General features: G+C 68.9%; 11 protein-coding genes. All 11 read right to left on the reverse strand.

Translation table 11 applies throughout. The features are described from left to right. A partial coding sequence (locus ACFWAY_RS12580; RefSeq protein WP_378510827.1) for an aldehyde dehydrogenase family protein occupies positions 1-575 on the reverse strand: 575 nt, incomplete at its 3' end. A gap of 75 nt (positions 576-650) precedes the next feature. Next, the gene (locus tag ACFWAY_RS12585; RefSeq protein WP_378455269.1) at positions 651-1,967 is read right to left on the reverse strand and encodes a transcriptional regulator; all 1,317 of its coding nucleotides are present in this window, start codon (positions 1,965-1,967) and stop codon (positions 651-653) included. A gap of 66 nt (positions 1,968-2,033) precedes the next feature. Then, positions 2,034-3,509 (reverse strand): mycofactocin system GMC family oxidoreductase MftG, encoded by a 1,476-nt coding sequence (gene mftG / locus ACFWAY_RS12590; protein ID WP_378510828.1) that lies wholly within the window; start codon positions 3,507-3,509, stop codon positions 2,034-2,036. Then, positions 3,509-4,909 carry a mycofactocin biosynthesis glycosyltransferase MftF gene (gene mftF / locus ACFWAY_RS12595; RefSeq protein ID WP_378455267.1) on the reverse strand — a complete coding sequence of 467 codons (1,401 nt, stop codon included), beginning with the start codon at positions 4,907-4,909 and terminating at the stop codon, positions 3,509-3,511. Before mftF ends, mftG begins: the two co-directional genes overlap by 1 nt. Before the next feature lie 106 nt (positions 4,910-5,015). After that, a complete protein-coding gene (mftE, locus tag ACFWAY_RS12600) occupies positions 5,016-5,738 on the reverse strand; it encodes a mycofactocin biosynthesis peptidyl-dipeptidase MftE (RefSeq protein WP_378455266.1) in 723 nt (240 codons plus the stop codon). 205 nt (positions 5,739-5,943) lie between these two features. Further along, on the reverse strand, positions 5,944-7,626 hold the full coding sequence (locus ACFWAY_RS12605) for a transposase (RefSeq protein WP_378510829.1): 1,683 nt from the start codon (positions 7,624-7,626) through the stop codon (positions 5,944-5,946). Between the two features lie 129 nt (positions 7,627-7,755). After that, positions 7,756-9,717: a mycofactocin system FadH/OYE family oxidoreductase 2 gene (locus ACFWAY_RS12610; RefSeq protein WP_378510830.1), complete on the reverse strand. Its 1,962-nt coding sequence runs from the start codon at positions 9,715-9,717 to the stop codon at positions 7,756-7,758. After that, positions 9,714-10,526 (reverse strand): mycofactocin-coupled SDR family oxidoreductase, encoded by an 813-nt coding sequence (locus tag ACFWAY_RS12615; protein ID WP_378510831.1) that lies wholly within the window; start codon positions 10,524-10,526, stop codon positions 9,714-9,716. Before ACFWAY_RS12615 ends, ACFWAY_RS12610 begins: the two co-directional genes overlap by 4 nt. 8 nt (positions 10,527-10,534) lie before the next feature. Continuing rightward, positions 10,535-12,499 (reverse strand): mycofactocin system FadH/OYE family oxidoreductase 1, encoded by a 1,965-nt coding sequence (locus tag ACFWAY_RS12620; RefSeq protein ID WP_378510832.1) that lies wholly within the window; start codon positions 12,497-12,499, stop codon positions 10,535-10,537. 16 nt (positions 12,500-12,515) lie between these two features. Continuing rightward, positions 12,516-13,697, reverse strand: coding sequence for a pre-mycofactocin synthase MftD (gene mftD, locus ACFWAY_RS12625; protein WP_378455262.1), 1,182 nt, complete (start codon positions 13,695-13,697; stop codon positions 12,516-12,518). 29 nt (positions 13,698-13,726) lie between these two features. Further along, complete coding sequence (gene mftC / locus ACFWAY_RS12630; protein ID WP_378510833.1) at positions 13,727-14,944, reverse strand: mycofactocin radical SAM maturase; 1,218 nt, start codon at positions 14,942-14,944, stop codon at positions 13,727-13,729. Positions 14,945-14,978: the final 34 nt, after the last annotated feature.

A 14,978-nucleotide genomic window follows, 5' to 3' on the forward strand; every position in this document is an offset into this window, starting at 1 on the left:
TCGGCGGGCTTGAGAACGACCGCGTTCCCTGCGGCGAGTGCGGGAGCGAGCTTCCACACGGCCATGAGGATCGGGAAGTTCCAGGGGATGATCTGGCCGACGACGCCGAGCGGCTCGTGGAAGTGGTAGGCGACGGTGTCGGAGTCGATCTCCGACAGTGCGCCTTCCTGCGCCCGGATCGCGCCGGCGAAGTACCGGAAGTGGTCGACGGCCAGCGGAATGTCGGCGTTCAGGGTCTCACGGATCGGCTTGCCGTTGTCCCAGGACTCGGCGAGCGCGATGGACTCGAGGTTCTCCTCGATGCGGTCCGCGATCTTGTTCAGGATGATGGCGCGCTCGGCCACCGACCTCTTGCCCCAGGCCGGAGCCGCAGCGTGTGCGGCGTCGAGCGCAAGTTCGATGTCCTCGGACGTCGAACGCGCGACCTCGCAGAACGGCTGCCCGGTGACGGGTGTCGGATTCTCGAAGTACTGGCCCTTGACGGGCGCAACCCACTGGCCGCCGATCCAGTTGTCGTAACGCGATTGGAAGGACATGACGGCGTCCGGCGAACCCGGGCGGGCATACACGGTCATCGATAACTCCCTGGTGTCGTGAAACTCGGGTGGAACTGGGTGTGACTCACAACACTAGGGACCGTACCGTTGCAACTACGTTGCGTACTGCTGATCGAACAGATCGATCCTGGACTTGACCTGCGAATACAGGGGCGAACGCGGGTCGAGGCCTGCCAGATACGCCTCCCATGCGGCGACGTCCTCGCGGCCGTGGACGGACGTGGTCCACTTGGCCAGCAACCGTTGATCACCTTCTCGCAGCAGCGCCGCCTGGACGCGTGCCCGCAACTCGTCGCGAAGGTCCTCGACCCCGGGCGCCTCCGACCCGGGGAGGACCGGGCCCGAGTAGACGTCGAGGGCGGCGGCGAGCTCACCACGGTCCAGGGCTCCGCGGACCTGCCGGACGTCCGACGTCAACTCGGCGAGCAGCCGATAGGGCCGCGAACCGAGGTTTGCGGGGCCGAAAACCTTACGCAGGCGCGACATCTCGGCACGAATCGTGACGGCGTCGAGTTCGTTCTCGTCCAGCAGGACCGCGAGACGGTCGGAACTCAGGCCTTCGGGATGCTCCGCCAGGAGCAGGAGGATCTCCGCGTGCCGCTGCGACAGCGGGATGCGGTCGGCCCCACGGACCAGAGTCGGCCGTCCCGATCCCAGCACCTCCAACCGCAGCACCGTCTCGACGAGCGGATGCGGTGAACGCAGCTGGTGTAGGCGCAACTCCGCCTCGGCGGCCGCGACGGTCGCCCTGATCAGCGAGAGCACCTCGGGCACCGCGACCCGCGGACCACCGGTGATGTCGATCGCCCCGACGATCAGTCCGGTCGCCGGGTCGTGGACGGGAGCCGCCGAACAACTCCAGTCGTGCACCGAGCGGCTGAAATGCTCGGCCCCGAAGATCTGCACGCAGTGGTCGAGCGCCAGCGCGGTACCAGGGGCGTTGGTGCCGACGGTGTCCTCACTCCAGTCGGCGCCCTCGACGAAGTTCATCTCCAGTGCGCGGTCCTTGGCGGACGAATCGCCCTCGACCCACAGCAGCTGACCCTTCTCGTCCGTGATGGCCACGAGCAGTCCGGTGTCGGCGGCGTCCTCGACGAGAAGCTTGCGGACCACCGGGCGGATGATCGACATCGGGTGCGACGCCCGGTACACGGCGAGATCCGCGGCCGCCAGATCGACCGCGCGGGCCGACCCGTCCGGGTTCACGCCCTTGCTGGTGCTGCGCATCCACGAGTCGAGGATGACGGAACGAACGGAACTCCCCTCACCGTCCGGGGCACGATCGGCGGGCGCGTGACGCTCGACGAACAACTGATGCGCCGACGACACCCTGCGCGCCAGCATCGCGACGTCGTCTCCCGGGCGCACGGCGACCCACGGATTGCCCCCGGTGGGCGGTTGACTTTGCATCGAACTCCTCCACGGCGTCTCTGCCTACTGTAACCCGCATCACACGGGCCTGTGTCGTCCCCTCGGTCACTCCTCCCCCAGGAAGGTACTGACGCGCTCGGCGACCATGACCGCCGTGGCGTGCGGCCCACGGCTCGGGACCACCGGGAACACCGAGGTGTCGGCGATGGTCAGTCCTTCCATTCCGCGGACGTTGCACCACTCGTCCACCACCGCGCCAGCGTCGTCGCGTCCGCCCATCCGGCAACTGCCGCACAGGTGCAGCGACGTCCCCAGGTGGGCGAGAACCGCGCGGTCGGACACCTCCCGGGACAGCGGTTCGAGCAGCGGACCGAGTTCCGGTGAACGGAGCAGTTCCAGTCCGATGGCCTGCCCCTCGCGCAGCGCCCGGCGATCGGCGGCGGATTGCGCGTAGCGGTATACGATTCGGGGACGGTCCCGGCGGTGCCCCGACGTGAGCCGGATGTCGCCCCGGCTGTCCGTCACCATGAGCCCGATCCCGAAGACCGGGTCGGGCTGCCCGGATCCGGGGACGAGCACGTCGAACGGCGCCGTGTACGGACGGATCTCGAGGTCGCCGACATTCAGCACCGTTTCGACGACCGGACTCGTGTCGCTGCGGCGGATCGAGTCCCGGATACGGTACGGCAGAGCGACTTCGGGGTGATCGCTGAATTCGCTGCCGACACCGGGCACGTCGAGCACGACGGGAATGTCGTTGTCCTTCAAGTGTTCTGCCGGTCCGATTCCCGAAAGCATCAGCAGCACTGGGGTTTCGACGGGACCTGCCGCCAGCACGACCCGACTGGTGCGGACCGTGCGCCGCACGCCGTCCGACTCCACCTCCACCCCGACGGTTTCGTTACCGGAGAACAGGATTCGGACGACATCGGAATTCGCTTCGACCGTCAGATTGGGCCGCTCCCACACCGGCAGCAGGTACGCCACTGCCGTGCTGACACGGCGGCCGCCGTCGACGTTGAGGGGCACCGGACCGACCCCGCCGGCGCCGGCGCCGTTCTTGTCAGGTTCCTCGGGATGTCCCGCGCCGAGCGCCGCGGCGCGAAATGCCGCGCTGATCTCGCTCAGCCGTTCCGCGGGCTGCCTGCGAACAGGCATCGGCCCGGTCGTGCCGTGCCGGGAGTCGTCGAAGTCGGCGTCACGCTCGAGTGCCCGGAAGGCGGGCAGCACGTTCTCGTACGACCACGACGCGGGCCAGTGCCGGAAGTCCGCTTCCGTCCCTCGGACGAAGTAGGCGCCGTTGACGGCGCCCGAACCGCCGAGGACGTGCCCACGCACCATGGCCGAGGGCACGCTCGGAGCCAACTCCACGCCGTACGTCTCCGCGAACGCGCTGCCCGGACCGACCGGCAGCGTCCGGTAGTCGAGCACGGGACAGTCGGAGACCGACCGGTAGCCGGGTCCGGACTCCAGGAGAAGAACCGATCGTCCGGGATTCTCGCTGAGCCGGGCAGCCACCACACATCCGCTCGAACCGCCGCCGACGACCACGACGTCGGCGGCGCGAATCGGATCGGCCACTACGACTTCAACCGGGGCTTCAATGCATCGAGATCGCGGGCGGTGATGGCGCCCTTCCAGAGCCCGGCGCCGTACGCCACGTCGTCGATCCGCTTGAACACGGTGTGCCGCACGGGTCCCAGTCCCCCGGGCTCCCGGTGGGTCACCCAGTCGGCGACGCCCTCGGCGACGGCGATCGCGAGCGCGATACGGCGAATCCGTTTCGACAGCAGCACCGCGAGCAGTGTGATCGGCCAGTAGTGGCGACACATCGCGGACGCCAGCTGCCAGGCACCGCCGGCGAAGCCCTGGGCCGCGAGGATCGCGGCGATGCGGGTGGGCTGGTCGAGGCCCGTGAACATGCGGCGCAGGCGCAGCAACATCATCGCGAGCGTGGCGACGGCGCCGAGCAGGCCCAGCCGGGTACAGGTGGCGGCGGCGATGCACGCGAAGAACGTCCACGGCGACATCGACAGCGGTGGAACCATGCCCGAATGCCTCGCCGCCAGCGGCGCCGCACCGGTGCCGTAGAACAGCTTGCGGTCGAACCACTTTCCGAACGTCACACGGTGATCGTGCGCAACGTGGGCCACGGGCTCGTACCGCAGTCGCCAGCCGGACTCCTGGAGTCGCCAGCACAGGTCGACGTCCTCCGCCACGTGCATGGACTCGTCGAAGCCGCCGAACTCGTCGAGCACCTCGCGACGGGCGATCATCGCGGCGCTCGGGACATACGACACCGGGCCGCCGGACTGGACCGCGGACTCCTTGCGTCCGAGGTCGAGGGAGGAGCGGGCGTGCTCGTACCGCGCGAGTGTGCTCGCCTCGGGTTCGAGCGCCACGATCCTCGGGGCGACGAGTGCGACCGCGGGATCGCTGAAGTGGCCGAGCATGACCTCGATCCAGCCGGTGCGCGGCAGGACGTCGGAGTCGAGAAACGCCACGAACGGAGTTGCGGCGTAACGCAGACCGGTGTTCCGTGCCGCAGCCGGCCCCTTGGCCGTCTCGTGTCGGAGGACGGTGACGTGACCACCGCACCCGTTCTGCAGCACGGGCGCGACGATCGGGACGTCGGAGCCGTCGTCGACGACGACCACCGCGAGTCCGCGGAGCGAGGCCAGCACCCGGTGCAGCCCGGACGCGTTGTTCTTCACCGGAATGACAACGGTGACATCTCGGGGGGACGGAGTACTCATGGGGCGCGGGTTGGCGACCCCCGAGTCGAGGAGGCGGCGTGCGACGACCGCGGACTGCGGATCGACGACCTCGAGGTAGCCGTCTCCGATCATGGCCGCGGCGGTGGGCGCCAGCTTCAGCATCCGAGTCGGCGAACCGCCGATGAGCACTCGACCTCCGGAATATGCGCGTACCTTGGGGTCGATTCGGATCCCGAATCCATCGGGAAGTCGAGCTTGGCGCATCAGTCGATCGTATGCGGATCGGAGAGCGCTGGCAGGGCATGCCGGAAATTGGTCGCGTAGGCATGCCGGAAATCCGCCCTCGGCAACTCGAGGACGCCCGTGCGGGTCATTGGAGCCTCCCATCGGCGCCCGGTTCCGACCGGAGCCTTCCATCGGGGCCCGGTTCCCACCGGACCAGTGCCTTGGTGACTGTGTCGACGAGTACGCCGAAGATCTGCGCCCCCTCCGCGGCCGTAGCGTCCGTCGGGTCACCGAGCACGCCGTTGGCCGACACGGCGACCATACCGCCTTCGCGCAGTCTTGGCATCAACCTCGCAACAGGTTCCGTGTTACCGGCTTCAGCCCTGGACAACCGCACCCGACCGGGTGAAAGGTGCAGCAACAAGGACGTTTCCGTACGCCCGGCATGGGCGTCCGCCCCTGGTACTGCACACGGCACCCAGGCCACGTCGCGGGCCTCGTACCGAAGCAAGGCGACAGCCTTGACCAGCGCGGGCCCGTTTCCTCCGTGACCGTTGACGAACAGCACGCGGTCGGCCCACCGGCACGCGGACCTGCCGTACTCGACCAGCACGGTCTCCAGCGCCTCTGCCCCGAGCGAGACGGTCCCGGGAAACCCCTCGTGCTCGCCGCTGGCGCCGTAGGCGATCGGGGGTGCCACCAGTACGTGCGGCAGCGCGCGGGACACGGCGTCGGCGATGGCGGTGTCGGTGTCGAGCGGCAGGTGCGGACCGTGCTGCTCGAGAGAGCCGACCGGGACCACGACCGTCGACACACGGGACACGAGGTCGGGCCACACCGCGTCGTCGAGGTGTCCGGAATGGGGCATCCTCCGATGCTAGGTGGCTGGTGTCGAACGGCTGTCTCTGCGTGAGGGCCGGGCGTGTGGGCGGCGAGGAGCGAGTGGATCGGTGCTCGGATGACACACGCGATAGTTGGCCGGGCAGAGATGATCGGCCGGTTGGACCCGCGATGACGCGCTCGGCGCCCGTGTCGACTGCTGGACAGGGCTTTTCAGCGCCCCGTCTGGCCCATCAGGCCGCGGTTGCCCAGCCCCCGGCGGGCGTGCTGGCTACGGCGAGCACGCCGAGGCGCGCAAGGTTGACGGCTGCGGCGAGTAAAGCGAAGTCGGCGGCAACCTTCGCTCTGCCGCGGACCCGGGCACGGCGTCCGCCGTGGTGACGGCGCATCAGATGACCGATCTTGCGTTCCACCTTCGGCCGGGTGGCCCGGTAGGTGGCGACCCAGTTCGGATGCTGTTGTCGTGCCCGGGCGTCGGACAGCTGCTGCTCGTACACCCCGACGTTGACGGTGCGTCCGGTGGCGGACTTGGTGCACTGCTCACGCAGCGGGCACCCTGCGCACGCCGCACCGAAGCGGGCGGCTCCGGACCCGTCCTTGCCGCGCCGGATCTGTGCGGTGTGTCCGGCCGGGCAAGTGACGGTGTCGGCCTGCAGGTCGATGTCGAAACGGTCTTTGGCGAACATGCCGCCTGCGGCGACCGGCTGCTGGGTCTTGCACTTGTCCTCGATCCCGGCCCGCTCCAGCCGGTCATGCAACGGCCCGGTGCCGTAGGCGTTATCGCCGAACACACTCGCACCGCCCTCGCCGTGCGCACCGCCCTCGCCAGCTGCGCTGTGCTCGGTGTCCTCGCTGGGCTGCTCGAGCAGGTCGTCGATCAGGTCCTCGCCGTTGCCGTGCTCGCTGCCCTCGGTGTCGTCGGCGTGTTCATCGAGCAGATCGGCGATCAGGTCGCAGGCTGCGCCGGCGTCCCCGGCGTTGCCCGCGCTGACCGTGGTGGCGGTGATCAGCTCACTGTCCGGGTCGATGCCCACATGCCCCTTGTAGCCGTCGAAGCCCCGCGCCGCGGTCTTGTGCCCGTGCCGGGCCTGCGGGTCCACGGTGGAGATCACCCGGTCTTTCGCGACCCGCCGGGCGATCCGGAACACCCCCGCCTCATCCTGGTCCAGGTCCTGGCCGAGCACGGTGGCCAGCAGCTGTACGGCCTGCCTCAGCTCCTCGGACAGCGCGCGTCCGTCCAGCACCGTGAGCAATGCCATGCCGTCTTTGGCCAGCGCATCGACCATCTGCACCCGGGCGTCCGGGTCGTCGTAGTCACAGACCGGCTTACCCGCGGCGGTGTAGTCGTCGTCGCGGGCCGCCGCCGCCCGCAACTCGCCGGCCAGGGCGCTGTCGGCGCACCTGAGCAGCCCCCGGATCGCCGAACGGATCAAGGTGACGGTGTCCATCGTGGCCACCGCGTCATACAACGGCGTCGAGTCCAACACCCGTGTACGCCCGACCAGCCCCGCCGCCTTGCACACCTCCAGCACCGTATCGAAGATCCGGTTCGGCGCATCCGAGGCAGCCAGCCGGGCCCGCATGTCCACCAGCACCGTGTGCACGAACCCCGGGTAGTCGAAATCCAGGCCCCCGGCCGCGTACTTCCACCGCGCATCGAAACAGAACCGGTCCACGGCCTCCCGATCGCTGCAGCCCTCGATCCGCTGCAGCACCATCACCGTCGCCACGATCATCGGCGGCACGCTGCGCCGGCCGACATCGGTGAACAGGTCCGCGAACATCTCATCCGGGAACAGTCGGTGGCACTCCCGATGCAACAACCCGTAGATCGACCCCGCCGCGACGCGCGCCTCACAGAACCCGATCGTGGACCGGAACAGATCCGCCTGCGTCGGCGTCAGCCCCAACGTCACGACTCACCCCAAGATCGATGCCCTTGCGCCATAAGGACATTCTCCCGGAAAGATCAACATCACCTGGGACCGCCACGCCGCGAAAAACACCAGCCACCTAGGCGACGCGGAACCGACCGCTGCGCCCTCCTAGAGCACGAGGGCGACCCGCTCCCCCTCGATGACGGCGGAATGCGCGCGCCGCGGGGCCAGTGCGTCGCCGATGCGGTGAACCTCGATACCGCTGTCGGCCAGGTCTTTCCAGAGACCGTCCTCCGGTTGCTGATGCGCCGAGGACACCACCCAGTCGACGGTGAGCTGCCGCGACTCACCGGTCGGGTGGTGCAGGAGCGTGACCACGAGCCGCCCGCCGTCGGCGACGCAACATCCGGCCGGCACCACGTCCGTCACCTGCGCGATGCCCTTGTCGTGCGCCCGCCGGTTCCATCCCTCGAGGTCCAGCGTGATGCCGAGGTCCTGGCCGACGATCATCCCCGGTGTGCAGATCGTGACGGCACACCCGGCGTCGGCGGCGAACTCCGCGACCGACGTGCCCTGATGGAATCCGAGTTCGTCGACCACCAGCACCGTCCCGGACGGACGCGCGCGGCCCTCCAGCACGTCCCGCACGTCCACCACCCGGTCCGACGCGCCCGCCCAACGCGGTCGGCGCGGACGCGCCCCGGTCGCGAGCACCACCACGTCGGGACATGCCTGCATTAGTGCGTCGGCGGTCACGTCGGTGCCGGTCCGCACGTCCACACCACGCCGAACGCATTCCGATTCCAGATCGACGACGAGGTCGAGGAACTCCCGGCGCCCAGGGACGACGGCAGCCGTCCGGACCTGACCGCCGAGAACAGGCGCGCGTTCGGACAACGTCACGTCGTGACCCCGCTGCGCCGCGGTCGCCGCGGCCTTCAACCCAGCCGGTCCACCGCCGACCACGAAGACCCGCCTGCCGCGAACGGTCGGTTCGGGCAACAGGACCGATTCCCTGCCCGCTCGCGGGTTGACGACGCACCCGAGCCACCGGCCCAGCCCCATGCGCCCGATGCATTCCTGATTGCACGCCAGGCACGTTCGAATGTTCCCCTCTTCGCCGGCCAGGGCCTTCGCCGCGAAGTCGGGGTCCGCGATCTGGCCGCGCACCACCCCGATCAGGTCGCAGTGCCCCTCGTCCAAGGCCTGGTCGGCCTGGTGCGGATCGGAGAATCGGCCGACGCCCACCACGGGAAGACCGACCCGTTGCCGGATGGCGTTCGGGACGAACAACGCATACCCGCGAGGAACGGCCATGGACGCCTCGATCATGTGGAGCGTCTCGGTGGCCATCCCGATGGACGTGTTGATGTAGTCGACGCGGCCGCCCGCCTCCACCAGAGCGGCCACCTCCACCGCCTCGTCGAGGCGGACTCCACCGTCGAACAGGTCCTCCCCCGCGAGCCTCACCCCGAGTGCGCGGTCCGGACCGATCGCGGCGCGCACGGCCTCGACGACCTCGAGGAGGAACCGGGCACGGTTCTCCAGCGATCCTCCGTACCGGTCCGTGCGCTGGTTCGTGGCGGGGGCGAGGAAACTGCGCACCAGCGACGAGTGGGAGCACTGCAGTTCGATCCCGTCGAATCCGCCTCGGACACAGTGCTCGGCCACGCGCGCGTACCCCTCGACGAGGGTCCGGATCTCCCGCCGATCGACCGCCTTGGGAACTTCACGGAACAGTGGATCGGGGACGGCGCTCGGCGCCCACAGCGGCCGCCGCGAGTACATGCTCGATCCCTGACCGCCGTTGTGGTTGACCTGAGCCAGGATCGGGACACCGTGCTCGTGGACCGCGTCGGTGATCCGCCGGTATCCCGGGACGACCTCCGGCCGGTAGCCGGCGATCACCTTCTCGTACGGCCAGTCACCGGGATGGGTGGCGTGCTCCTCGGAGATGATCAGGCCCGCACCGCCCTTCGCGCGCGCCGCATAGTAGGCGGCGTGCTGCGCAGTGGGCAGGCCGTCGACGGCGTACCCCGTGAGGTGCGCGGAGAAGACCACCCGATTGCGCAGGGTCAGCGGCCCCAGGCGCAATCGGGTGAACAAGTGGCGGTACGCGGAGGTGCTCACACCTTGGTGTTGCCCATGTCGACGGCGACCTGACTGCCCGTGACCCTCCGCGAACCGTCTCCGGCCAGCCACAGCACCGCATCGGTGATGTCGTCGGTGTCGGCAAGCGGGTGCTCGGTGAGGATGGTGCCGAAGCTCGACAGATAGTGCGGGTGCTTCTCGAGTATCACGAGGCTGCCCGGATCCGTGCCCATCGGGGTCTTCACCCCGTACGGATGAACGGAGTTGACCCGTATGCCGTATTCGCCCAGTTCCTTTGCCGCGGTCTGGGTGAGACCGACGAGCCCGAACTTTGAGGCGGCGTAATTCGCCTGCCCCGGAAGCGGCTTGATGCCCGCGACGGAGCTGATCACGATGATCGAGCCCCCGCGACCTCCCTCGATCAGCGCCGGGACCGCAGCCTTCAGCGTCTTCCACGCGCCGGTGAGGTTCACGTCGATCAGCGTCTCCCACTGCTCGTCGGGCATCTCCCAGAAGCGGTTCCAATTGCAGATCCCGGCGTTCGCGATCACGATGTCGAGCCGGCCGAACTGTTCGACTCCCCGGTCCACGACAGCCTTCAGTTGTGCACTGTCACGCACGTCCGCCTGCTCGGCGAGAATCTTGCCGCCCTCGGATTCCACGAGCCGCACCGTCTCGGCCAGGTCGTCCGGCGTCGCCGGCTCGTAGGTGTTGTACTCCGACACCGGCCCGCAGATGTCCACGGCGATGATCGCCGCACCTTCCCGCGCCAACCGCACCGCGTGCGTCCGCCCCTGCCCACGGGCAGCCCCGGTGATGAACGCGACCTTGTCGTCGAACTGTCCCATGAAATGTCCTATCTCTCGTTGACGAGGGTGAACGGATGGTGGTCGGACTCGTTGTGTCGGTGCGCGATCACGGTCAGCGCCTCGGTGCGACCCTCCCGGACCGCCTCGAGCAGTGTGCGGGGGGCGACGCAGTCGCCGACCCGCACCGCTCCCTCGAGCGACGAGCCGAGTGCGTCGTCGGGGAGGCGATGCGAGCAGTCGATCAGCACGGTGCACGGCACCACCGACTCTTCCGCGGTGTACCGGTTGCGTAGGCGCACACCTTCGTCGCCGATCGACACGATGCGGCTGTCGAGGTGGCGCGTCACCCCGGCTCGTTGCAACCGGGTGTTGGCGTCGGCGAGGTCGCCGGTCATGCCGAGTCGTGAGCCGGCCACGGAGTCCTGGGTCACGATGCTCACATTCCGTCCCCGCGCCGCGAGCCATTCGGTGACTGCCACGCCGACCGGTCCACCGACTGGGTCGAAGACGACGTGGGGCCCGTCCGTCGGCGCCCCTCCATCCAGCAGGTCCGCGGCGCCGATGCACCGGACGCTCCCCTCGACCGGGAACGGCAGCGGGCGAGCCCTGCTGCCGGTCGCGAGGATCACCGTCGCGCCCGCGCGTTCCGCGGCGTCGAGTTCGGCCTCCGAGACAGCGGTACCGAGACGGAATTCGACCCCGAGGCTGCGGCATTCGTCCTCGAACCAATCGGTCAGCGCCCTGAGGTGCGGCGCCCCCGCGGCGGCTCGCACGATCCCGCCGAGCCGTGGCGACGCGTCCGCCACGGTAACGCGGAGACCGCGCAGGGCCAGCACTCGCGCCGCCTCGAGACCGGCCGGACCACCACCGACCACCAGCACCGCGCCGGCGGCCACATCGGCGATGTCCTCGGCGGGATCAACGGTCTCGTGCCCGGCCGTCGGATTACCGACACAGGTGACGACCGGATTGCGGGGGTCGAGCACCTGACACGTCTGATTGCACAGAACACACGGCCGCGGCACCGCACCGCGCCGGATCTTGACGACGAGGTCGGGGTCGGCGATCTGGGCGCGCGTCATCTCGACGACGTCGGCGACACCCTCGTCGAGCGCCCGCCGGGCGTCGGCCGGATCGACGACACTGCCCTGGAGGACGACCGGGACCGCGCCTGCGACCGCCGCGCGGATGTCCCGGCAGAGTTCAGTGTTGAACGCGGGTGGCCGGTGGAAGTCGGGCCGGTAGGCGTTCGGCGTCATCGGTCCGCCCCGGACCACCACGAGCAGGTCGAGAGCCTCGGCAAGTTCCCGTGCGTGTCCGGCGGCGATCGACGGCGTGATCCCCGCCCAGGACGTCTCCTCGTCGCAACTCAGGCGCAGGGACAGGATCCGGTCGGGGCCCAACTCGTCGCGGACGGCGGCGAGGACCTCCCGGGTGAGGCGCAGCGGGTCGGTGCCGTACCCGTCTTCGCGCACATTGGTGAGGTTCGAATGGAACTGTCGCAGTAACCCTCTCGGTCCGGCGTCGAGCTCGACACCGTCCACATCCGCGGACACGGCCGCGGCCGCGGCGGCACGGAAGCCCTCGACGAGACCGTCGATCTCCGCCTGCTCCATCTGCATCGGCATCTCACGGGAGATCACGTCGGCAATCCCCGACGGCCCCCACAGCACCGCCTGCGAATACGCGCTCGACCCCTGCAGTCCGGTGTGCCCCAGCCCGGCCAGCACCAGCGTGCCGTGCGGACGGCAGGCCGCGACCACGTCCCGCCAGCCGCCGACGCAGTCGGACGCCAGCGGAGCCCGCTCGTAAGGCCAGTCGAAGGCATGGACCGACGCCACCTCGGTGACGACGATCCCCGCGCCACCACGCGCCCGACGCTCGTAGTACGCGACGTGCCGCGATGAAAGCGTTCTTCCCGCACCGAGATTGGTGGGGTGCGGACCCAGAAGCACCCTGGACCGGGCGTGGCGCCCGGCCAGAGTGATCGGGTCTGTCAGTTGCGCAGACATCTACGCCGTTCGTCGGTCAGGATTCGGCGCCGAGCACACGCGCGAATCCGGGCGGGATCACGACGTCGGACGGCGTGAGGTCGTGGATGGACGAATGACCCAGCCCGAGCAGTGCCGAGTCGATACCTCCGCGGAGGACGTCGAGGACGTTCTCGACGCCGGCCTGACCGTTCGCCGAGAGGCCCCACAGGTACGCGCGGCCGATCATGACCGCCCTGGCGCCGAGCGCGACGGCCTTCACGACGTCGCTGCCACGGCGGATACCACCGTCGAGAAGCACCTCGACCTGGTCGCCGACTGCCTCCGCGATGGCGGGCAGCGCTCGGATCGGCGCCGGGGTGCCGTCGAGGTTGTTGCCGCCGTGATTCGAGACGGAAATCGCGGTGACGCCGGCGTCGACGGCGCGCTTGGCGTCGTCGATCCGCATGACACCCTTGAGCATGAACGGGCCGCCCCACTGCTCGCGCAGCCACGCGATGTCGTCCCACGTCGGCAACGGTGTCTGCATCCACTCGCCGTAGGCACCGAAGAACGTGGGCGGTTCCTGACCGGGCTGCGCCAGGTTCGGGGTGGTCAGATCCGGGATCTTGCCGGTCTTCGCGAACTCGTACAACCACTTCGGACGGGTGATGCCCTCCGGCGCGAACTGGAGCATCGCCTTGAGGTCCATCTTCTCGGGGATGGCTGGGCTGCCCCAGTCGCGTCCGTAAGAGAACGACCAGTCGGTGGTGATGATCAGTCCGGTCGCCCCGGCGGCCCGGGCGCGCTCCATTCGCTGGATCAGCACGTCCCGGCTACCGACCCAGTACATCTGGAAGAACGTCTGAGGATTGGCCGCCGTGACCTCCTCGATGGACTTGCTCGCGAATGAGCTCAACCCGATCGCCGTTCCCCGCGCCGCCGCCGCACGGGCGACCGCGACCTCGCCGTCCGGATGCACCGCCTGCACACCGGTCGGGGAGATCACGACGGGCAGCGAAATCGGCTGTCCCATCACGGTCGTGGACAGCTCACGCTTGTCGGACAGACCGACGACGTGGGGGGCGAACCCCAGCTCGGCGAACGCCGCGATGTTGTCGTCGACCGTCACGCCCCGCTCGGAACCGGCGATCAGCGCCGCGTACACCGACTTCGGCAGGCGCTTCTTCGCGCGACGCTGAGCCTCGGCCACCGTCTCGAAGAACGGATTCTTACCCATGGCAATACCTCTCGTACCTGGCAGACGACTTACGTCTGGTCCATGCCCGCAAGCGGGTTCTCGTCACAAATCTTGGCCGGCGGACGCACCATCAGCGTCAACGGAACCGGCGCCCGCGGAGTCCGGCGCTGGCCGGTGCGGGAGTGGTCGACACTGGATTTCGGGATCTCCCCCGCGGCCGCCAACGCCAGTTCGCCGTTGCCGATCACACATTCGGGGTCCGGGCCGTCCATGGGCAGCCCGGTGAAGAACTTCGCGGCCATGCATCCGCCGCGGCAGGAGTCGTAGTGGTCGCACTTGCTGCACGCGCCGCCGGTCTGCGGGGACCGCAGCTCCTGGAACAGCTCCGACGTCTGCCACACCTGCTGGAAACCGCTGTCCGCCACGATGTTTCCGGCGAGGAACTGCTCGTGGATCGCGAACGGGCAGGCATAGACATCGCCGATCGGGTCGATCAGGCACACCACCCGTCCGGCGCCGCACAGGTTCAGACCGGGCAACGCGTCGCCGTACGCGGACAGGTGGAAGAAGGAGTCGCCGGTGAGCACGCCCTCGCCGTTGGCGACCAGCCAGTTGTAGAGCTCACGCTGCTGCGCCTGCGTGGGATGCAGTTCGTCCCACACGTCCGCGCCGCGCCCCGAAGGTCGGAGCCGGGTGATACGCAGGGTGGCGCCGTACTTGTCGGCCAGGGCCTTGAAGTCGTCGAGCTGGGACACGTTGTGCCGGGTGACCACCACGGAGATCTTGGCGTCCTTGAAACCGGCCTCGGACAGATTCTCGAGTGCCCGCACCGCCATCGCGAACGAACCCGGACCACGGACGGCGTCGTTGACCTCGGCCGTCGCACCGTCGAGGGAGATCTGCACGTCGACGTAATCGCTGGCCGCGAGCCGGGCGGCGACCTTCTTGTCGATCTTCACCCCGTTCGTGGAGAACTTCACCCCCACCTGGTGGGCGGTCGCGTAGTCGACCAACTCCCAGAAGTCCGAGCGAACCGTCGGCTCACCGCCGCCGATGTTCACGTAGAAGACCTGCATACGCTGCAGTTCGTCGATGATCGACTTGCATTGCTCGGTGCTCAACTCGCGCGGGTCACGCCGGCCGGAGGAGGACAGACAGTGCACACACGACAGGTTGCACGCGTAGGTCAACTCCCAGGTGAGGCAGATCGGGGCGTCGAGACCGAGTTCGAACTGGTCGACGAGGCGGCCGACCGGGGCGGAAGGCCTTTCGAGCATGGAGGTCATGGGCTGTGTCCTCTGGTACGGGTGAAGAGAGCTG

Origin of the sequence: Rhodococcus sp. NPDC059968 (assembly GCF_042738615.1) — a bacterium.
Taxonomy (GTDB): domain Bacteria; phylum Actinomycetota; class Actinomycetes; order Mycobacteriales; family Mycobacteriaceae; genus Rhodococcus_F.

Excerpts from the sequence above, each read along its gene's own strand:
- ACFWAY_RS12620 (WP_378510832.1), bottom strand. The coding sequence starts at position 12,499 with ATGTCTGCGCAACTGACAGACCCGATCACTCTGGCCGGGCGCCACGCC.
- mftF (WP_378455267.1), bottom strand. The coding sequence starts at position 4,909 with ATGCGCCAAGCTCGACTTCCCGATGGATTCGGGATCCGAATCGACCCC.
- ACFWAY_RS12615 (WP_378510831.1), bottom strand. The coding sequence starts at position 10,526 with ATGGGACAGTTCGACGACAAGGTCGCGTTCATCACCGGGGCTGCCCGT.
- mftE (WP_378455266.1), bottom strand. The coding sequence starts at position 5,738 with ATGCCCCATTCCGGACACCTCGACGACGCGGTGTGGCCCGACCTCGTG.
- ACFWAY_RS12585 (WP_378455269.1), bottom strand. The coding sequence starts at position 1,967 with ATGCAAAGTCAACCGCCCACCGGGGGCAATCCGTGGGTCGCCGTGCGC.
- mftD (WP_378455262.1), bottom strand. The coding sequence starts at position 13,697 with ATGGGTAAGAATCCGTTCTTCGAGACGGTGGCCGAGGCTCAGCGTCGC.
- mftC (WP_378510833.1), bottom strand. The coding sequence starts at position 14,944 with ATGACCTCCATGCTCGAAAGGCCTTCCGCCCCGGTCGGCCGCCTCGTC.